This is a genomic window from Massilia sp. Soil_C_3, assembly GCF_057657035.1.
In genome coordinates, this window is the sequence record NZ_JBDGJG010000004.1 from 256,691 (window position 1) to 275,470 (window position 18,780).

The window sequence follows — 18,780 nt, forward strand, 5'->3', positions numbered from 1 at the left end:
GTTCTTTCGCGTGGGCCCGGGCGTTAGCGGCTGATCGACAGCAGCGAGTCGAAGATCGTGCCGGCGATCTGCATCACCTTGCTGGCCGCCTGGTAGGCCTGCTGGTACTTGATCAGGTTGGTGGCTTCCTCGTCCAGGTTGACGCCCGAGACGTCGGCCTGCGCGCCCTGGGCTTGCGCCAGCTGGGCATTGCCGGCCGCGGCGTTGATCTGGACTTCGCGCGTCTTGTTGCCGACTTCGCTCACCATCTGGGCGTACGACGACTGCAGGGTGGCAGTGCCGCCGTTGAAGATGTTCTTGGTCTGCAGCTCGCCCAGCGCCGCGATATTGCGGGTGTCGCCGACGCCGCTGCTATTGTCGCTGATGGTGAACTGGTCGCCGCCGTTGGGCGCGCCGGTCATGGTCACGCTGATGCCGCCGAAGCTGTAGGTGGCGCCGTTCTCGAATTCGACGGGGCCGGTGATTTCGGTCTTGTTGCCCTTGGCGTCCACCTTGTAGATGGTCTCGCCGGCCGGGAAACCGGTGACCGTGTCGGGGGTGGCGGGCGCGGGAGGCGCGGCGGGCGTGCCCTTGTTGAAGGTGAGCGTGATCGGCAGCGCCGGCGGCGTGTCCAGGAACTCGCTGTCGACCTTGGTCTCGGAGATCTTGCCGGTGCCGGTGTTGGTCGGCAGGTCGCCACCCAGGATCGGCGCCGCGGCTGCGATCTGCGACACGTCGTTGATCAACACCTTGAAATCGGCGGCGCCATTGATGGTCGGACGCACCAGGAAGGTATCGCCCTGGCGTGGACGTTCCGAGAACGAGAGTTCGACGCCGTTTACGACCAGCGTGGCATTGCCGTCGGCATCGGGCTCGACCGAACCGACCGCTTGCCGGCCCGGCAGGCTGACCACATGGTATTCGCCATCGTTGAACTTGACCTCGTAGTCGTTGTCGCTCAGCTTGCTCGGATCGACGATCTTGGCCGTCACTGCGGCGGCGGGATCCGTGGCGGTGCCCTTGGCGTTATTGATGCTGGCGCCGACAAATCCCGGCGCGATACTGAAGAAGGGCTTGCCCGGCTGGCCATTCTGGTCCAGGCCCAGCTCGTGCTGCTGGTTGAACTCGAAGGCCAGGCCCACCGCGATCTTGCCCAACTGGCTCTGGGCCTTGTCCAGGGTCGTGCTGCGGAACTCGAGCGCACCGCCCAGCTTGCCACCGGGCAGCGCGCCATCCGGCAGCACCGACACCTTGCCGCCCACCTGGTAGCCCACTTCGAGGCGGCTCAGGTCGGTTGGCGATGCGATGGCCGCCAGCTGGAAGGAATCCTGGCCCACCACCAGCGGCTGGCCATTGCCGATCGACACGGTCAGGCTGTTGTTGTCGCCTGGCCGGGCGTCGGCCTTGACGTATTTGTTCAGTTCCAGCACCAGCTGGTCGCGCTGGTCCAGCAGGTCGTTCGGCGGACGCTGATCCGACGAAGCGTAGTTGCCGATCTGGTCATTGAGCTTGGCGATCTGCTTGGCATAGGTGTTGATCGCGGTGACGCTCGACTCGATCTCGGAATTGACGCCTTCGCGGATCTGGCCAAGGCGCGCATCGAGGTCATTCAGGCGCGTGGCCAGCGTCTCGGCGCTCGACAGCATCGCCTGGCGCGACGGCACCGAGGCGCGGTTGGCCGCCATGTCCTGGATGCCCTTGAAGAAGCCCTGGGTCGCCGGGGTCAGGCCCGAAGTGGTGTCGGCCAGCAGATTGTCGATCTGCTTGATCTGCGAATAATACGATTCCAGGCCGCTGGTGCCTGCCTGGGCGGTGCGTACCTGGGTATTGAGGAAGTCGTCGCTGTAGCGCTTGATCTGCGAAATCTGGGTGCCGGTGCCCATGAAGCCGACGCCGGTGTTCAGGGCCGCCGCGGTCGCCTGCACCACCACCTGGCGGCTATAGCCGGCCACATTGGCGTTGGTGATGTTGTGGCCGGTCGTGGACAGGGCCGCCTGTGCTGCGTACAGACCTGTTTTACCGATGGCGAGGAGGCTACTCATGATTTTTTTCTCTCTTTAACAAGTCCGTCTACGGCAGTTTTTGGAAAAACTTGACGGTCATTTGTAAGGACATTTTTCTGGGCCAGGGCTTCAGGCCAGCGAGTTCTTGATCAATCGGGTCAGCTTGGCCGCGTAGTTCGGGTCGGTCGCATAGCCGGCGCGCTGCAGGCCCTTGGCGAACGTCTCGGCATCGCCACCGCTGGCGACGACTTTTTCGTAACGCGGATTGTTCGTGATCAGCTTGGCATAGTCGCGGAAGGAATCGGCCGGCGTATCGTAGGCGCGGAATTTCTCGACCCGGGTTTGCGGCTTGCCGTTCACGTATTCGGTGGTCACGGCGGTGGCAACCTTGCCTTTCCAGCTCGGGCCGGCCTTGATGCCGAACAGGTTGTTGCTGCTGGTGCCGTCGGCATTCTTGATCATGCGCTTGCCCCAGCCGGTTTCGAGCGCGGCCTGGCCCAGCATGAACTTGGCCGGCACGCCGGTGGTCTGCTCGGCTGCGTGGGCGTGCTCGTGCATCTTTTCCTGGAAGGCGCGCACGTGCGGCGCCTGCACCCGGCCACTCTCGGTGGTGGCGGCCAGCGGCGGCGCCTTGCTGGCGGCCTGGGTACCGGCGCTGTTCTGGTACATGGCGGCGGCGTTCATCGCCGTCGGCAGGCCCTTCATGCCAGGCGCGGTGGCGCCGGCCGCAGCACCGGCGTTCACGCCATCGGCGCCGATCGCCAGCGCCTGCTGGCCCATCTGCTGCGAGCTCAGCTGACGCACCAGCACGTCCGCCAGGCCGACGCCGCGCTTGGCCAGGTTCTGGCTGGTCTGCTGGTCGAGCATGGTGGTGAAGGTCTTGGTCTGCTGGTTGTCCATCAGGCCTTCCTGCGGCGTGGCGTCGCGCATGCTTTTCATCATCATATTGATGAACATCGCTTCGAACTGGGTCGCCGCTTCCTTCATGGCGGCCGGCGAGCCGTCCTTCGCGCTCTGCCGCAAGCCATTGAGGCTGTTGGTGTCGAGCGCCAGTTTGGCGGTCTGGTCGGCGGAAGTGGTCGAAGCGATCATGCGTGGCTCGGCAGGTTGGATTGAGATGCGATCAGATGATTTCGAGTTCGGCGCGCAGCGAACCGGACGCCTTGAGCGCCTGCAGGATGGCCAGCAGGTCTTGCGGGGTGGCGCCGATCGAGTTCATCGCCTTCACCACTTCGGCCAGCGAGGCGCCGCCCTTCACGTTGAGCACCTGGCCCGGTTCCTTCCTGATCTCGACGGTCGGATTCTGGGTCACGACGGTGGCGCCCAGGGTGCCCGGATTCGGCTGGCTCACTTGCGTGTCGGCGCCGATCGTCACCGACAGGTTGCCGTGCGAGATCGCGCAGTTTTCCAGCATCACGGCCTGGTTCATCACCACCGAACCGGTGCGCGCGTTCATGATCACCTTGGCCGAGGCCAGCGGCTGCTTGACGTCGATCTGTTCCAGCTGGCCCAGGAAGGCCACGCGCTGGTCGCTCGACGACGGGGTGCGCACGCGCACCACGCGGCCGTCCAGGGCGGTCGCGACGCCAGGACCGAACTGGTCGTTGACGGCCTCCACGACGCGCGCGGCGGTGGCGAAATCGGTCTCTTTCAGTTCCAGGCGAATCTGGTTGTCGGCGCCCAGGTTCGAGGCCACCGCGCGCTCGACGGTCGCGCCGCCCGAGATGCGGCCCACCGACAGGTGGTTCACCTGCACTTGCGCGCCGCCGCCCGGGGCTTGCGCGCCGACGCCGCCGACCACCAGGCTGCCCTGGGCCATCGCGTACACCTGGCCGTCGGCGCCGTGCAGCGGCGCCATCAGCAGCGTACCGCCGCGCAAGCTTTTCGCGTTGCCGATCGACGACACGGTGATGTCCAGCGTCTGGCCCGGCTGGGCGAAGGCCGGCAGCGAGGTGGTGACCATGACGGCCGCCACGTTCTTCAGTTGCAGCTGGACGCCGGGCGGCAGGTTGACGCCCTTCTGCTGCAGCATCGCCTTGATCGACTGCACGGTGAACGGGGTCTGCGTGGTCTGGTCGCCGGTGCCGTCCAGGCCCACGACGATGCCGTAGCCGGACAACTGGTTCTGGCGCACGCCGGCGATGGTCGCCAGGTCCTTCAGGCGCTCGGCCTGGGCCAGGGGCGCTGCGCCGATGAGGGCGGCGGCCAGCAGCATGAAGGAGGTAGTTTTACGCATGGGATTCTCTAGCAATCAGAACGGCAGCATCGACAGGAAGAAACGCGACAGCATCGAGGTCACCTCGGCGCGGTCGAGACGGCTGTTGGTGCGGTATTCGACCCGCGCATCGGCGATCACCGCCGACGAGACCGTATTGCCGGCCTGGATGGTGTCCGGGCTGACCATGCCCGAGAAACGGATGAACTCGGTGCCCTTGTTCATCGCGACCTGCTTTTCGCCGGCCACGATCAGGTTACCGTTAGGCAGCACTTCGGTGACGGTCACGCCGATGGTGCCGCTGAAGTTGTTCGAGGCGCTCTGGTTGTCGCCGTCGGCAAACTTGGTGCCCGACTCCAGGTCGACACCGGCGCCGATGACGCCTGCCAGCAGGCCAGGCGCGGTGAAGCTGGCGCTGCCGGTCTTGTTGCCCGAGCTGGCGCCGGTCTTGGTCGCGGTGGTGCGCTCGCTGATGTTGACGGTCAGCAGATCGCCGATATGGCGTGCGCGGCGGTCTTCGAACATCGGGCGGTAGCTGTTGACGTTGAAGATGGCGCCGTCGGAGGCCGGCGCGCTGTCGACCAGCATCGGACGGGCGCTGGTCGGGCCTTGCACGATGGTGGTCGGCGCGGTATTGCAACCGGCAAGCAGGACCACGGCTGCGAGGAAAGACACGGACAGGGTTTTCATGAGCACTGGATTAGAGCTGCGACAGTTTCTGGAGCATCTGGTCGGATGTCGTGATCGCCTTGCTGTTGATCTCGTAGGCGCGCTGGGTCTGGATCATGGCGACCATCTCTTCGACCACATTGACGTTCGACGCTTCGACGTAACCCTGCATCAGGTTACCGGCGCCATTGGTGCCAGGCACGTTCAGGTTCGGCGCGCCGGAGGCGGTGGTTTCGACGTACAGGTTCTCGCCGCGCGACTCGAGGCCGGCGGGATTGATGAAGGTGGCCAGTTGCAAGGCGCCGATCTGGGTCAGCGCGGCTTCGCCGGCGATCTTGACCGACACGGTGCCGTCGCGGCCGACGCTGATCGATTCGGCGTTCACCGGCACGGTGATGGCGGGCTGGACCACGAAGCCGCTCGAGGTGACAAGCTGGCCGTTCTGGTCTTTCTGGAAGGAGCCGTCGCGGGTATATGCCTGGGTGCCGTCCGGCATCATGACCGGGAAGTAGCCGGGACCGTTGACCATGACGTCCTTGTCATTGCCGGTCAGCTGGGGATTGCCCTGGGTGTGGATGCGCTCGGTGGCGACAGTGCGCACGCCGGTACCGATCTGCAGGCCCGACGGCAGGTTGGTCTGCTGCGACGACTGGGCGCCCGGCTGGCGCACGTTCTGGTACAGCAAGTCCTCGAACACGGCGCGCGACTTCTTGAAGCCGTTGGTGCTGACGTTGGCGAGGTTGTTCGAAATGACGTCCAGATTGGTCTGCTGGGCTTCCAGACCGGTCTTGGCGATGTACAGCGAACGAATCATGGCATTCTCCTATTGGTGGCAGGCGAACACCGCCACGCACAATAGAATTATGCCGGGGCAACTATCAATTCAAAGCGAGGATCTGGGTCGCTTTTGCGGCGTTATTCTCGGCGTTCTTCAACAGGCTCATTTGCGTGTCGAACGACCTTGCCAGGGAAATCATGTCGACCATGCAATCGACCGGATTGACGTTGCTGCCCTCGAGGGCGCCGCCAGCCACCCGCACATTGGGGTCGGGCTGGGCGTTGCCGCCATCCTTCAGGCGGAACAATCCGTCGTCGCCGCGCACCAGGTCGCCTTCAGGAGGATTGACCAGCTTCAGGCGCCCCAGCACGGCCGGCGCAGCCGGCGAATCGACGTTGGAGATGGTCGAGACGGTGCCGTCGCCGCCGACCGTCACGGTGGCGTCGGGAGGAAGCGTGATCGGACCGCCCTCGCCGGCGATGGTCTGGCCGGATGCGGTGGTCAGCACGCCGTTCGGGCTCATCTGCAGCGAACCGTTGCGGGTGTATGCCTCGGTGCCGTCCGGCATCTGCACCGCCAGCCAGCCCTGCCCTTTCACCGCCACGTCCAGGTCGCGGCCCGTGACCTGCAGCGCGCCCGACGAAAAGTCGTTGCCGGCGGTCGAGTCGACCACGAAGGCGCGCGTCGGCAGGCCCGGGCCCTGCACCGGCGCAGCGCGGAACACGTCCATCTGGGCCCGAAAGCCCGTGGTGCTGACGTTGGCCAGGTTGTTCGAGGTCGTGGCCTGCTGCTCGAGGATGTGCTTGGCGCCGGAGGCGGCGGTGTAGATCAGGCGGTCCATGGTGTGGTCCTTTGATTGTTGCGGTAATGCGGCGTCGTGTTGCGTTGTTGGTATGCGAGTGTGCGTTGAACGCGTCGGCGGGAGACCCGCCAACCCTACGTAGGGTCGGCAAGTCCCTTGCCGACGCGTTCAACTCACGCCAGCATCACCGGTGATTAACGCAGGTTCACCAGCGTCTGCAGCACCGAATCCTGCGTCTTGATGGTCTGCGCATTGGCCTGGTAGACGCGCTGCGCGGTGATCATGTTGACCAGTTCGGCGGTCAGGTCGACGCTCGAGGCTTCGGTCGCGCCCGACTGCATCACGCCCATGCCGCCGGTGCCGGCGGTGCCGATCAGCGCGGTGCCCGAGGCGGCCGATTCGGCCCAGGCATTATTGCCCAGCGACTCCAGCCCGTTCGGGTTGGTGAAGTTGGCCAGGATCACCTGGCCCAGCGGCTTGGTCTGGCCATTGCTGTACTGGCCCAGGATGGTGCCGTCGGCGCCGGTGGTGAAGCGCTGCAGCGCGCCCGGCTTGTAGCCGTCCTGGTCCAGGCGGCCTTCACTGGTCGGGCCGCCGTACTGGGTGCTGTTGGCGAAGTCGAAGGTCACCGGGATCTGCAGTTCGGCGCCGGTGGCCGGCACCACCGGCAGGGACGTCGAGAACTTGCCGTTGAAGCCAGGCGAGGTGCCGCTGGTCGCCATGTTCAGGGCGCCATTGGTGTCGAAATTCAGGGTTCCGAGCTTTGCCGCAGGCACTTTCAGCGCCTTCAGGATGGCCGCATCGACCTGCTCCGGCGTCGTGCCCGGCACGGCGGCGGCGGCGTTGGCGGCGGCGGCGATGGCGGCCTGGTCGTCCGCGCTCATCGTCATTTTGGCGTCCGCGTAAACAGCCAGCGCCTTGGTCAGCACGGCGCCGGCGGCGGCGGTCGCGTAGTTCGCGATCGCGCCGGCCTTGCCGGCCGTGGCCGCGCTGTCCCAGTTCCCGCGCGCGGTCTGCGTAGGACCGTCGGTCAGCGTGACGCCGGCGGTGTCCAGCGCGGTTTTCTCGGTGCCGCCCATGCTGGTGTAGACATCCCAGCTACCGGCCTCGGTCTTCACGTAATACAGTTGCAGGGTATGCGGATTGCCCAGCGTGTCATAGGTGGACATGGCGCTCTGCTTGTTATACGAGAATGGATCGGCCGCATTGAACGGCTTGTTCTTCGGCGGCTCGACGCGCGAATCGAGCTGGATTTCGGCCCAGATGTTCTCGGTGACCTTCGGCGGCTGGTCCGAGGTGTCGATCTTGATCGGCACCGGCGCGCCGGCAGCCAGCTGGCCGTTCGGGCCCAGGCCGTAGCCGGTCAGTTTCGCGCCCTGCGCATTGACGATGAAGCCCTGCTTGTCGAGCGAGAACTGGCCATTGCGCGAATATTGCACCACGCCAGCCTGTTCGATGCGGAAGAAGCCGGCGCCGTTGATGGCGATGTCGAGCGGATTGCCCGAGGTTTCGATATTGCCCTGGTTGAACTGCTGGGCGACGGCCGCGACCTTCACGCCGATACCGGCCGAAATGCCGCCGGCGCCGTTGAGCGCGTTGGCGTAGACGTCGGCGAACTGGGTGGTCGAGCCCTTGAAGCCGACCGTGCTGGCGTTGGCGATATTGTTGCCGATGACGTCAAGCGATTTGGCGGCGCCGTTCAAGCCGCTCAAGCCTTGTTGGAAAGACATGGTAATACTCCTGAATAAGTAAAAGGCGTAAGCGGCTTGCTTACATGACTTGCTTGATATCGGCGAGGGTCACAGCACCCTTGCCAGGAAGATTGAGTTTGACGCCATCCTTGCCGCCGGTGGTGACGCTGGCGACGCTGTCGAAGGCCAGCGTCTTGACGTCCTTGAGCTTCTCGCCGCCGCGCGAAGCCTCCACGCGGAAGGTGTAGGCGCCGTCGGGCAGCGCGATCGGCTTGCCGTCGGCGTCGACCTTGGTCGGGTCGGGCACGCCGTCCCAGGCGATCGGCAGGATGCCGGCCTCTTGCTCGCCCAGTTCGATCGAGGCGACGTCCTTCCCGGTCTTGGAATCGACGATGGTGATCTGCACCTTGTCGGCCGGGGTTTCCAGTTCCAGGCCCAGGATCGCCTGGCTCTTGTGCAGCAGGATGCCTTCGCCCTCGACCAGCACGCCGGCGCCGATCAGCTGGGTGGCCTGCAGCGACTCGGTCGACTGGTAGCTGGCCTTGAGCGATTCCAGGGTCGTGTTCAGCTTGTTCACGCCGGTCACGGTCTGCAGCTGGGCCAGCTGGCTGGTCATCTGCGCATTGTCCATCGGGTTCAATGGATCCTGGTTCTGCAGCTGGGTCACCAGCAGGGTCATGAACTTGTCGGTGTCGGCCTGGACGCCGTCCACTTCAGGCTTTGGCTTGGCGTTCATTGCCGACTGCAGGTCGGAGATATTATTGGCGGCACTCTGGGTGCTGATCGGGCTGGTCATGATAAATAAAGGTTTATTGTCCGATGGTCAGGGTCTTGAGCAGCATGGTCTTGGCTGCGTTCATGGTTTCGACGTTGGTCTGGTAGGAGCGCGAGGCCGACAGCATGTTCACCATCTCGTCGACCACGTTCACGTTGGGCATCGACACATAACCCTTGTCGTCGGCCATCGGATGCTTGGGATCGTAGACCTGCTTGAGCGGCGACGGGTCTTCGACGACTTCGCGCACCCGCACGCCGGTGGCGCCCGAGGCGGTCGGCACCGACTCGAACACGACCGCCTTGGCGCGGTAGGCTTCGCCGGTGGGCGACGTGGCGCTGTCGGCGTTGGCCAGGTTGCTGGCGGTGGTGTTCAGGCGCTGGGCCTGGGCGCTCATCGCCGAGCCCGACACATTGAAGATATTAAATAGCGACATAATCAGTCAGCTCCTTATTGGCTCTGCAGCGCCGTCATCAGGCCCTTGAGCTGGCTGTTGATCATCATGACCCCGGCCTCGTAGCGCAGCGCGTTGTCGGCAAACTGGTTGCGCTCGACGTCCATGTCGACGGTATTGCCGTCAACGCTGCCCTGCACCACGCCGCGGTACATCACCGGCGTGCCATTGGCCAGGGTGTCGCCGGTGGCGGCGCCGCGCGGCATATGGTTGCTGCTGGTGGTATTCATCGCGCCGGCGCTCTTGCCGCCCGCCATCGCATTCTGCAAGGCGCTGGCGAAGTCGATGTCGCGTGCCTTGTAGTTGGGCGTGTCGGCGTTGGCGATGTTCGACGCCAGCAGCTCCTGGCGCTGCGAGCGCAGGGACAGTGCGGTTTCATTGAAACGCAGGTAGTTGTCGAGATTGCCGATCATGCTGCCTCCGATGGTGGCTTGTTTGGACAGAAGCGATGATACGGACCCGGCCTGCCGGCCAATCGACGGATAAGGAGGTGGAAATCCCCCGCTATTCAATGTTTCGCTACGGAATCATTGGACCTAAGATTGCAGCATTCCCGATGTCCCTTCAACTGGAATCACTATGAAACAGCAATTTGTCGCGTTTTCGCTGCTGGCTTTGCTGGTTGGCGGCGCCCAGGCGCAACAGACGCCCGGCGCCGCACGCCAGAAGCCGGAAAGCGTGCGCGCGGTCGCCGAGCAGTTCCTCAAGACCCAGAGCGCCGGCCTGCCGGGCCAGGTGACGGTCAAGGTGGGCAGCGTCGATCCACGCCTCTCCCTGCCAGCCTGCCCGGCGCCGGAAGCCTTCCTGCAACCGGGCGCCCGTCCCTGGGGCAAGACCACGGTGGGCGTGCGCTGCAGCGCGCCGGCCTGGTCGCTCTATCTGCAGGCGCAGGTGAGCGTGGTGGCCGACTACGTCGCCGCCGCCGTGCCGCTGGCCCAGGGCCAGCCGCTCGACGCGAGCCAGCTGGTGCTGGTAAAGGCCGACATCGCCGCCATGCCGAATGGCATCATCACCGACGTGGCGCAGGCGATCGGCCGCACCCCGACCATCTCGCTGCCGGCCGGCACCGCGCTGCGCACGGACACCCTGCGCAGCCAGCAGGTGATCAAGCAGGGCCAGGCGGTACGATTGGTTTCGCGCGGTTCGAACTTCTCGGTTTCGAGCGAAGCGAAGGCGATCAACAACGCCATCGACGGCCAGGTGGTGCAGGTGCGCACCCAGTCTGGCACCGTCGTCAGCGGCCTGGCGCGCAACGGCGGGATGGTGGAAATAGTTCTCTAAAGTAATTGTGGATTTTGACGCATCGATTTCGTGATTGATCGCTAAAGTTTGTAAAGGCGCAGCCGTTACATCAAGCAGATCCCGGAGCTTCCGCTCCGAACCGAGAAGGATGATGCTGTGAAAATCAACGATACGCTCAAGGGCAACCCTGGCCTCCAGCCGGCGACCACGCAGACGAATACCGCGCGTGGCGCCGACAAGGCAGCAACGACGGCGCCGACGACCCAGGCGCAGACCGACAGCGTGCGGCTGTCCTCGCAAGGCCAGGCCATGGCCAATGCGGTGGGCGGCGGCGCGCAGGTGTTCGACGCGAAGAAGGTCGAACGCATCAAGATGGCCATCGCCGATGGCCAGTTCCAAGTCAACTCCGAGAAAGTGGCGGACGGCTTGCTAGAAACCGTACGCGACTTGCTCCATTCAAGACAACGCTAAACCATGACTCCGAGCCCGACCCAGACTATTGCCGCAGAACACCAGCACCTCGATGCCCTCGTGGCATTGATGAAACAGGAACAGCAATCCCTGGTCGCGCTCGACGCCGACGAGCTGTCCAGCCTGACCACGCAAAAGAACGCGCTGCTGGCCAGCCTGTCGGGCCTGTCGCAACAGCGCCACGCGGCGCTGCAGGCAGCCGGATGCGAGGGATCGGAAGCGGGCATGGAGCCATGGCTGGCCGCCAGCGACGATGGCGGCGTGCGGGAACAATGGGAGCGCATGCTGCACGTGGCGCGCGAAGCCAAGGAACTGAACCGAGTCAACGGCATGCTGATCAGCAAGCAACTGGCGCACAACCAGGGCGTACTCAACGCCCTGCGCACCCCAACCAACGCGCCAACCGGCGCGATCTATGGCGCCAGCGGCCAGACCGTGGGGCTGGGGGTGTCGAAGCGGTATGTTGTCGGCTGAAGAGTCACGATAAACATTCCTGCTAGCAAAACATTAGCGGCATAATGCTGCATCATCCGTATCACGTCGTTCCCGCGCAGGCGGGAACCCAAGCTTGCCAGCGTATTGGTAACGCAAAAAACTGAGGTTCCCGCCTGCGCGGGAACGACGGGCTGCCGCTAACTGTCACTATTTTTGCTACCTGAGCGGCCCGATCCATAGGCTGTTTCCCATGCTCGCCACCCAGCAGATCTTCCTGATCGCCGCCCTGCTCTGCTTTCTCGTCTTCCTGGCCCTGCTGGCGGCCGGGTCGGAGAACGTGCGGGGCATGCGTGCGATGCTGGCGTCCACCGTGCTGGGGCTGGTGGGCAATCTGCTGTACGCCTTCGGCCTTGAACTGCCGCCGCCGCTGGCTTATGAAGGGGCCAATATGGCCTATGCCGGCGCCGGCGCGGCGCTGGCAGCCGGCTACCGCCAGCTGGCCGGCCTGCCGGCCCGCATCAAGCCGCTGGCCCTGCTGGTCGGGGCGGTCGGCCTGCTGATCGCGCTATTCCATTACTATTTCTACTCCTTCGCAGCGCGCAGCGCGGTGGCCTCGCTGTTCCAGGCCGCCGTCTGCGTCGACATCGCGCGCAGCGTGCTGCTGCGCCGCGGCGCCGGCCCGGCGCAGCCCTGTGCGGGACTACCGGAGCAGCAGCCGCCGGCCACCCTGAACAAGGTGCAGCGCTTCGTGCTGCTCATGTGCGGCCTAGTCGTGGCGGGCCACACCGTGCGCATGGCCTGGCTGCTGCTGGCGGCCGAGCCACCGGGCTCGCTGCTGCAACCGAGCACCGTCAGCCTGGCGATCCTGACCGCCGCCGCGCTAGCGCTGCCCGCACTGACCCTGGGCGGCCTGCTGACCATGCACCGCTACATCCTGCAGCAGGCCGAGTACATCGCCAACCACGACCACCTGACCGGCGCCTGGTCGCGCAAGGCCATCTTCGACATCGCCGAGCGCGAGCTGGCGCGCAGCCGGCGCAACGGCCAACCGCTGGCCCTGATGCTGATCGACCTCGACCATTTCAAGGCCATCAACGACAGCGGCGGCCACGAAGCCGGCGACGTCGCCCTGCAATTGGTGGCCGAACGCGCCCGCGCCTCGCTGCGCGCGGCCGACTGCATGGCGCGCCTGGGCGGCGACGAGTTCGCGGTGCTGCTGCCGGAAACCACGCTGGCCGAGGCCTGCACGGTCGGCGAAAAGCTGCAGGACGGGCTACGCCAGCTGGCCGCCACCCTGCAGCGCCACGCCGGACAATGCCGGCTGACCCTGAGTATCGGCGTGACCGTGACCCAGGCCGACGAGCCGTTCAAGGCGACCCTGGCACGCGCCGACGCCGCGCTGTACGCGGCCAAGTCGGCCGGCCGCGACAAGGTGATCGCGCTGGCGCCGCAACTGCAGTCGGCGCGTGCGCGCCAGGCCGGCTAAGACTGCCCGTCCGGCACGATCAGGCGGCTTGAACGGAAAGTCCTACGCGCAGGCGCTCTGCCCTCCTATTGGGAACGATGGCCGGTGGACCCAGATGCTCATTTTGTCAGCTGTGCCAAGGAGAGCATCATGGAAGATAAGAAATCGAAGGACATCCAGCAGGACAATACCGACCGGGGCCTGCGCCAGGGCCGCGCCGATTCCTACGCCGGCTTCGTGACCGACGACCAGGACGGCACGTCGAGCATCGGCTCGGGCAACCAGCAGTCCGGCGTCAACAGCAACTTCGCCAAGGCTTCGTCTGAAAGCAATGTCGGCCCAGCCGGGGCGGCGCAGAGCAGTCACGGCAATGCGTCCGGGCCGATCCCGGGCGGCGTGCTGGGCAAGTCGGAAGATGGACAGAACAGCCAGTCGGCGATCGGCGGCGCGGCAACCGGCGGCTCGCCGGGCACCCATCTCGACCGCGCGGCGCAGGATTATGTGGGGAGGGCCAGCGATGACAAGATCAGCGATCGGCTGGCGGATGGGGCCGAGAGTTCGGGCACGCCGGGGGATGGGCCGAGGTAGGGTTGGTAGGCTCAATGGTAGCGGCTGCCATTCTGGCAGCGACCTCTGCACGTCGTTCCCGCGGAGGCGGGAACCTAAGCATGCTCGCGCTGACGAAGTATTTGAACAGATCGACGGCGCAACGAACTTAGGTTCCCGCCTTCGCGGGAACGACGGGGTGGTGGGAATTTCGGCTAATGTGTTAACGCCGAGGTGCTGCGAATTTTGGCTAATGTGTTTAGTGTCGTAATTACGCACGAACCAGCAATACATTCGTACAAATGTTTATAATGATGGCTTCCACTATTCACCGGCCATCATGCCGCCCGAACCCTCTTCGCACGATGTGCGCTCCGCCTTCCGGCGGGAATTCGTTTCTCCTCATCTCTGGCGCACCCGGATCGTCGTGGTCAGCATGGCTGCCATCGCAGGCCTGGTCGTGGTTGCCTTCACCTGGCTTGCCGAATCCGCCTTTGGACAATTCCAGCAACTAAATGAGCTGGCATGGTGGGCGCCCCTGATCTGGACGCCGCTGTGCTGTGCCGCCATCGTCTGGGTGACGCGCCGGTATGTGCGCGGCGCCGGTGGCTCCGGCATCCCGCAAGTGATGGCGGCGCTCGATCCGGCGCTGTCGGGCGGTCGCCGGCCCCTCCTCGTGTCGCTCAAGCTGAGCCTTGCCAAGATTGGCCTGACCTCGGCCGGCCTGCTGGGCGGCCTGTCGCTGGGGCGCGAAGGCCCGTCGGTGCAGATCGCGGCCGGCGTGATGCTGTCGGCCCGGCGCTGGTTGCCACGGCGCAGCGGCATCAGCGCGCATTCTTTATTAGTGGCGGGCGGCGCCGCCGGCATCGCCGCCGCCTTCAACACCCCGTTGGCGGGCATCATGTTCGCGATCGAAGAGCTGTCGCGCACACCCGAGCAGCGCAATAGCGGCCTGATCGTGGCGGGCATCGTGCTGGCCGGCCTCATCGCCGTCTCGGTCCATGGCAACGGCCCCCACTTCGGCGTGATCCATCCCGGCCCGATCGGCCTGTCGCTGCTGTGGCCAGGACTGCTGGCCGCCGTGGTCTGCGGCTTCGCCGGCGGCCTGTTCGCGCGCGTGCTGCTGGCCAGCCTGCGCGGCACGTCTCCCGACCTGCCCAGCCGCTGGCGCGCCCGCTATCCGGTGCGCTTCGCGCTTGGCTGCGGCCTGGCGGTCGCCGTCATCGGCATCGTCAGCGGCGGCGCCACCTATGGCAGCGGCAACGAAGCGACCCGTGGTCTGCTCGAGAACGAGGCCAGCGTGCCGGTTGCATTCGCGCTGTTCAAATTCGTCGCAACCTGGCTGACCGCGTGGTCGGGGGTGCCGGCAGGGATTTTCGCACCGTCGCTGTCGATCGGAGCCGCCCTGGGCCATGACGTCGCCCTGCTGACCGGCTATCCGCATGCGCCGGCACTGATCGCACTGGGGATGGTTGGCTTTCTTGCCGCAGCGACCCAGGCTCCGTTGACGGCATTCATCATCGTCATGGAAATGGTCGATGGACACAGTATGGTGCTGAGCCTGATGGCTTGTGCAGTGGTGGCGAGTACCGTGTCGCGGGTGCTCAGTCCACCGCTGTATGGTGCGCTGGCTGCGATTCAGTTGCCGCCGAGACCGGCGCGCGAGACGAGTGACCGAAACGGACACGCACAATAATCTCTTGTCAAGTACCTGTGCCGCAAAGCAGCAATCTCGCCTAAATATATTTCATTGTGGGAATGCTATTGGTATAGTGCATTTATCTGCTCATAATATTGTGGCATTTGCGCGTAAATACGCGGCACACAATTGAATACATTTTATGGCCATGAAACAATCGGAGAGTTTTGTTGAGGAATGATCCATGTAGAATCCCGACGATTGCGCACTGCATCATGGAAACTTTGTGAATCGGTGGGGTCAAGATTGCTGGCCTTGATAACGCTCTCAATTTGGCCCGTAGCAATGACGGCGAAGCTCGTGCCGAACTCTTCGATTTGTATCGAATTCCCGTCAGCAGTATTGCTTCGGGAGCCGCCCCAGTCACCACGGGCCCACGATATCTAGGGTGCGCAAGCAAGGTCCGCAGGCAGTGCTTGTGCACCTGGAGCGTCCGGTCATACCGGGAATTTTGATCCTACTTAGGAGTAGTAAATGTACGATACCAACGCCACCGCGATCAGCAACCAGCTGAAATCCACCTCGGCGACCTTCTTCACCGATGAGACGATCAGCAGCATCCTTGACCTGATCTCCACGCCTAACAACGCCACGATCGTTGCCAACAACGTCCAGGCTTCGAACAACGCCACCATCAGCGATGCCGCTGGCGTCGATATCGTGTTCGTGGAAACCTCGGCTACCGAACGCACCAACGTCAACGTGACTGCCGACATCCCGGCAATCTTCTTCCAGGGCTCAGGCGGCGTTAATGCAAGCATCGGTGCTGCTCCAGCAGCGAGCGCAACCGGCAACTCGTCGGCAGCAACCGTCGCAGGTCAAGACATCGAGCGCGTTGTGGTTGGTACCGCAGGCGCCGACACCATCACCATCGTTGACGGCAAGAACACCCAAGTCATCGCTGGCGACAAGGACACCGTCGTCGCAGGTTCGGGCTGGACCCACGTGGTTGCCGCACAAGGCAAGAGCACGGTCGTCGGCAACGACAAGACCATCGTTGAAGCCACCGGCGCTGAAGCAGACTTCACCGTCGCTACCGCCGACGGCAAAGCTGTCATCGTCAACGCCAAGACCGGCGTGTCGGTCGAGCTGACCGATGTGAACTACGTCCAGCTGAACGGCACCGATGCGCTGATCTTCGCTGACAACACGAAAGAAGCCGCCGTGGCCAATCTGTACCACGCTCTGCTGGGCCGCAACGCGGACGCTGCAGGCCTGGAATACTGGTTCGACGTCGCAGAAACCCACGAATCGCTGCACGCGATTGCCGGTGGCTTCCTGGGCTCGGCTGAGTACACCAGCAAAGACCAGGACAACGCCGAGTTCATCGACGCGCTGTACGCAGGTCTGTTCGGTCGTGACGACGCCGCTGGTGCCGACTACTGGCTGGAACGTCTGGAAGATGGCGCATCGCGTGCCGACGTGGCTACCGCCTTCGCCGAAGCGTCGATCTCGGGCGTCGAGACCAACATCGTTGGTACGGTCACCATCATCGATCCAGCCGCGTAATAAGTAGCACTATGCAACACCCAAAAGGGGGCCCTGCCCCCTTTTTCCTCTCTACGTGCACGTCCCGCTTGCGGGACGATGCACTTCTGACGCGAGCTGTGGAATTGTTCACGGCTGGCCAGCACGCCGATGCGCTACTGGCCGCCGAGTACGTATGCCGCCGCCTGCCCATGAACCGCATCCCCGCCATCCTGCGCGCCAAGATCCTGCAAACGGCCTATCCGTTCATGGCCTCCCGCGCCTGGCACGCCGCATGGCTGAGTGAAGCGGAAAATCCTCTGCTGCAGGACGTCATGCTGCAGACCTGGCTGAAGGACGGCGGCCGCGCCGACGTCGCCAGCCTGGGCCCGGCCTTCTTGCCCGCGCGCTGCCGTGCGGGGCGCCATGACAGCCTGATGCCCATATTGCGCGCAGCTGGCGTCACCCATACCGGCGCCTGCTGGAAGAATGGCGACGCGATCGAAGCGATGGTTTTCCTCGGCACCGCCGGCAACCCGGCGCCACGCGCCACCCTGCTGCTGTCCGACGAAACCACCCAATACCAGTTCGAGGTGCCCGGCGACGGCTCCCGCGTGCGCCTGATGCCGCCGCGCCCCGGCGCCGTGTGGTCGATCACCCTGATGCAACCCGACGGACGCCGGCAGCTGCTGCCCGGCTCTCCTCTGGCGTTCTACGAGACGCCGACCATTCGCGCCGGTGCGGCGCCGGCCACGACGATCCCTGCCGATGCAGGCATTCGGCCGGTTTCGGTCGTGATCCCCGTCTACCGCGAGCTGGCGCTGGTGCGCGCCTGCATCGAGAGCGTCAAGACCAGCCTGCCGCTCAACCAAACCCCGGCCCGGATCGTGGTGGTGGACGACTGCAGTCCGGAACCTGCCCTGTCGGCCTGGCTCGACAAGCAGGCCGCGGCCGGCGCCATCACGCTGCTGCGCAATACCTGCAATCTCGGCTTCATCGAGACGGTCAACCGCGGCATGCGCGCCCACCCGGACCACGACGTGCTGCTGCTCAACGCCGACACCCAGCTGCATGGCGACTGGATCGACCGCCTGGGGCGCGCGCTGTATGCGACGCAAGACGTCGCCTCGGTCACGCCGTGGACCAATAATGGCGAGATCAGCAGCTTCCCGGTGATCAGCCAGGCCGCCCCGGCACCCGATACGCGCGAACTCGCGCTGCTCGACCAGGTGGCCGCCGAGGTACGCGCCGCCCCCGGCGGCGTGGATATCGAACTACCATCCTGCTGCGGCTTCACGATGCTGATCCGGCGCACGGTGCTCGACGCCATCGGCATGCTGGATGGCACCGCGCTGATCCGCGGCTACGGTGAAGAAGTCGACTGGTGCATGCGCGCCCGCGCTGCCGGCTGGCGGCATCTGCAGGCTACCGGTGTCTTCGTGGCGCACGAAGGCACGGTGTCGTTCCGCGCCGAAAAGACGCTGCGCGTGGCGCAGAACCGTGGCGTGGTGGTGGCGCGCTATCCCGACTATTACTCCGAGTTTTCGGACTTTACGCGCAGCGATCCCCTGTCCGGCGCCCGCGCGCAGTTGCGCGATGCACTGGCCCAGTCGCGTGCTGCCGGCTGGCTGCGCAAGGCCGACGCCGCGCAGCACACCGCCGCCCTGCCGCAGACGGTGGCGAAGAAACCCTTGCCGGCGACGCTGCCTGCGCTGCCGTCATCTGTGCAGCGCATTGCCGTCTGGCGGCACGATCCGCTGGCGCCGGTGGCGCGACAAGTGCTGGCACTGGCGCGCATGCTTGCCAGCCGGCCGCAGCTGCGCTTGCGGCTGCTGATCATCGGCGGCGCGAGCGACGCGCTGCTTCACACCGGCGTGGTCGACCACGTACCGGAACTCCAGGGCGATGCCTTGGCGCTGCTGGACGACGTGCGACTGCTTCAGATTGCCGGCTGCCGCGCCGTACTGACCGATGACCCTGCGGGCCTGCCTTCCAAGCTGCGTCCCGTGCTCCTCGACGACGGATTCAATGCCGCCGCCTGGCTGAACGACTGGCTTACCCGCAACGCAGGCGCCAAGGCCGCCTGATT

Annotated in this window: 18 protein-coding genes; 8 read left to right on the forward strand and 10 right to left on the reverse strand. The window is 64.9% G+C overall.

Annotation, left to right across the window (positions count from 1 at the left end):
* Positions 1-23: 23 nt before the first annotated feature.
* The 10 genes from flgK to flgB all read right to left on the reverse strand — a co-directional run bounded on the left by flgK (position 24) and on the right by flgB (position 9,779).
* Positions 24-2,021, reverse strand: coding sequence for a flagellar hook-associated protein FlgK (gene flgK / locus AC3A6F_RS09370; RefSeq protein ID WP_487680048.1), 1,998 nt, complete (start codon positions 2,019-2,021; stop codon positions 24-26).
* Between the two features lie 90 nt (positions 2,022-2,111).
* On the reverse strand, positions 2,112-3,074 hold the full coding sequence (gene flgJ, locus AC3A6F_RS09375; RefSeq protein WP_487680050.1) for a flagellar assembly peptidoglycan hydrolase FlgJ: 963 nt from the start codon (positions 3,072-3,074) through the stop codon (positions 2,112-2,114).
* A gap of 31 nt (positions 3,075-3,105) precedes the next feature.
* Positions 3,106-4,218, reverse strand: coding sequence for a flagellar basal body P-ring protein FlgI (locus AC3A6F_RS09380; protein ID WP_487680052.1), 1,113 nt, complete (start codon positions 4,216-4,218; stop codon positions 3,106-3,108).
* A gap of 15 nt (positions 4,219-4,233) precedes the next feature.
* Entirely contained in the window at positions 4,234-4,887 is a 654-nt protein-coding gene (locus tag AC3A6F_RS09385; protein WP_487680053.1) for a flagellar basal body L-ring protein FlgH, read from the reverse strand.
* 10 nt (positions 4,888-4,897) lie between these two features.
* Complete coding sequence (flgG, locus tag AC3A6F_RS09390; protein WP_487680055.1) at positions 4,898-5,680, reverse strand: flagellar basal-body rod protein FlgG; 783 nt, start codon at positions 5,678-5,680, stop codon at positions 4,898-4,900.
* Positions 5,681-5,744: 64 nt separating this feature from the next.
* Positions 5,745-6,485 (reverse strand): flagellar basal-body rod protein FlgF, encoded by a 741-nt coding sequence (gene flgF, locus AC3A6F_RS09395; RefSeq protein ID WP_123067759.1) that lies wholly within the window; start codon positions 6,483-6,485, stop codon positions 5,745-5,747.
* 155 nt (positions 6,486-6,640) lie between these two features.
* Positions 6,641-8,176, reverse strand: a complete 1,536-nt coding sequence (locus AC3A6F_RS09400; RefSeq protein ID WP_487680057.1) for a flagellar hook protein FlgE — start codon at positions 8,174-8,176, stop codon at positions 6,641-6,643.
* 40 nt (positions 8,177-8,216) lie between these two features.
* Positions 8,217-8,933, reverse strand: a complete 717-nt coding sequence (locus tag AC3A6F_RS09405) for a flagellar hook assembly protein FlgD (RefSeq protein WP_487680058.1) — start codon at positions 8,931-8,933, stop codon at positions 8,217-8,219.
* 13 nt (positions 8,934-8,946) lie between these two features.
* Positions 8,947-9,348 carry a flagellar basal body rod protein FlgC gene (flgC, locus tag AC3A6F_RS09410; protein WP_071361650.1) on the reverse strand — a complete coding sequence of 134 codons (402 nt, stop codon included), beginning with the start codon at positions 9,346-9,348 and terminating at the stop codon, positions 8,947-8,949.
* A 14-nt stretch (positions 9,349-9,362) separates the two neighbouring features.
* The gene (gene flgB / locus AC3A6F_RS09415; RefSeq protein ID WP_487680061.1) at positions 9,363-9,779 is read right to left on the reverse strand and encodes a flagellar basal body rod protein FlgB; all 417 of its coding nucleotides are present in this window, start codon (positions 9,777-9,779) and stop codon (positions 9,363-9,365) included.
* Positions 9,780-9,945: 166 nt separating this feature from the next.
* Between flgB and flgA the strand changes: the two genes are divergently transcribed.
* The 8 genes from flgA to AC3A6F_RS09455 all read left to right on the forward strand — a co-directional run bounded on the left by flgA (position 9,946) and on the right by AC3A6F_RS09455 (position 18,778).
* A complete protein-coding gene (flgA, locus tag AC3A6F_RS09420; RefSeq protein WP_487680063.1) occupies positions 9,946-10,647 on the forward strand; it encodes a flagellar basal body P-ring formation chaperone FlgA in 702 nt (233 codons plus the stop codon).
* Positions 10,648-10,764: 117 nt separating this feature from the next.
* Positions 10,765-11,079 carry a flagellar biosynthesis anti-sigma factor FlgM gene (gene flgM / locus AC3A6F_RS09425; RefSeq protein ID WP_005665849.1) on the forward strand — a complete coding sequence of 105 codons (315 nt, stop codon included), beginning with the start codon at positions 10,765-10,767 and terminating at the stop codon, positions 11,077-11,079.
* Between the two features lie 3 nt (positions 11,080-11,082).
* Positions 11,083-11,553 (forward strand): flagella synthesis protein FlgN, encoded by a 471-nt coding sequence (locus AC3A6F_RS09430; protein ID WP_320476045.1) that lies wholly within the window; start codon positions 11,083-11,085, stop codon positions 11,551-11,553.
* Between the two features lie 211 nt (positions 11,554-11,764).
* Positions 11,765-13,000 (forward strand): GGDEF domain-containing protein, encoded by a 1,236-nt coding sequence (locus AC3A6F_RS09435; RefSeq protein WP_487680066.1) that lies wholly within the window; start codon positions 11,765-11,767, stop codon positions 12,998-13,000.
* Between the two features lie 129 nt (positions 13,001-13,129).
* Positions 13,130-13,567: a hypothetical protein gene (locus tag AC3A6F_RS09440; RefSeq protein WP_487680068.1), complete on the forward strand. Its 438-nt coding sequence runs from the start codon at positions 13,130-13,132 to the stop codon at positions 13,565-13,567.
* Positions 13,568-13,865: 298 nt separating this feature from the next.
* Positions 13,866-15,221, forward strand: a complete 1,356-nt coding sequence (locus AC3A6F_RS09445) for a chloride channel protein (protein ID WP_487680070.1) — start codon at positions 13,866-13,868, stop codon at positions 15,219-15,221.
* Between the two features lie 477 nt (positions 15,222-15,698).
* Positions 15,699-16,733 carry a DUF4214 domain-containing protein gene (locus tag AC3A6F_RS09450; RefSeq protein WP_487680072.1) on the forward strand — a complete coding sequence of 345 codons (1,035 nt, stop codon included), beginning with the start codon at positions 15,699-15,701 and terminating at the stop codon, positions 16,731-16,733.
* A 98-nt stretch (positions 16,734-16,831) separates the two neighbouring features.
* On the forward strand, positions 16,832-18,778 hold the full coding sequence (locus AC3A6F_RS09455; protein ID WP_487680074.1) for a glycosyltransferase family 2 protein: 1,947 nt from the start codon (positions 16,832-16,834) through the stop codon (positions 18,776-18,778).
* Positions 18,779-18,780: the final 2 nt, after the last annotated feature.

What these genes read in the sequence shown, in the direction of transcription:
- AC3A6F_RS09405 (WP_487680058.1), bottom strand. Translation starts at nt 8,933, where the DNA reads ATGACCAGCCCGATCAGCACCCAGAGTGCCGCCAATAATATCTCCGAC.
- AC3A6F_RS09440 (WP_487680068.1), top strand. Translation starts at nt 13,130, where the DNA reads ATGGAAGATAAGAAATCGAAGGACATCCAGCAGGACAATACCGACCGG.
- AC3A6F_RS09430 (WP_320476045.1), top strand. Translation starts at nt 11,083, where the DNA reads ATGACTCCGAGCCCGACCCAGACTATTGCCGCAGAACACCAGCACCTC.
- flgB (WP_487680061.1), bottom strand. Translation starts at nt 9,779, where the DNA reads ATGATCGGCAATCTCGACAACTACCTGCGTTTCAATGAAACCGCACTG.
- flgK (WP_487680048.1), bottom strand. Translation starts at nt 2,021, where the DNA reads ATGAGTAGCCTCCTCGCCATCGGTAAAACAGGTCTGTACGCAGCACAG.
- AC3A6F_RS09400 (WP_487680057.1), bottom strand. Translation starts at nt 8,176, where the DNA reads ATGTCTTTCCAACAAGGCTTGAGCGGCTTGAACGGCGCCGCCAAATCG.
- flgJ (WP_487680050.1), bottom strand. Translation starts at nt 3,074, where the DNA reads ATGATCGCTTCGACCACTTCCGCCGACCAGACCGCCAAACTGGCGCTC.
- AC3A6F_RS09380 (WP_487680052.1), bottom strand. Translation starts at nt 4,218, where the DNA reads ATGCGTAAAACTACCTCCTTCATGCTGCTGGCCGCCGCCCTCATCGGC.
- flgC (WP_071361650.1), bottom strand. Translation starts at nt 9,348, where the DNA reads ATGTCGCTATTTAATATCTTCAATGTGTCGGGCTCGGCGATGAGCGCC.
- flgA (WP_487680063.1), top strand. Translation starts at nt 9,946, where the DNA reads ATGAAACAGCAATTTGTCGCGTTTTCGCTGCTGGCTTTGCTGGTTGGC.
- AC3A6F_RS09435 (WP_487680066.1), top strand. Translation starts at nt 11,765, where the DNA reads ATGCTCGCCACCCAGCAGATCTTCCTGATCGCCGCCCTGCTCTGCTTT.
- flgF (WP_123067759.1), bottom strand. Translation starts at nt 6,485, where the DNA reads ATGGACCGCCTGATCTACACCGCCGCCTCCGGCGCCAAGCACATCCTC.
- AC3A6F_RS09450 (WP_487680072.1), top strand. Translation starts at nt 15,699, where the DNA reads ATGTACGATACCAACGCCACCGCGATCAGCAACCAGCTGAAATCCACC.
- AC3A6F_RS09385 (WP_487680053.1), bottom strand. Translation starts at nt 4,887, where the DNA reads ATGAAAACCCTGTCCGTGTCTTTCCTCGCAGCCGTGGTCCTGCTTGCC.
- flgG (WP_487680055.1), bottom strand. Translation starts at nt 5,680, where the DNA reads ATGATTCGTTCGCTGTACATCGCCAAGACCGGTCTGGAAGCCCAGCAG.
- AC3A6F_RS09445 (WP_487680070.1), top strand. Translation starts at nt 13,866, where the DNA reads ATGCCGCCCGAACCCTCTTCGCACGATGTGCGCTCCGCCTTCCGGCGG.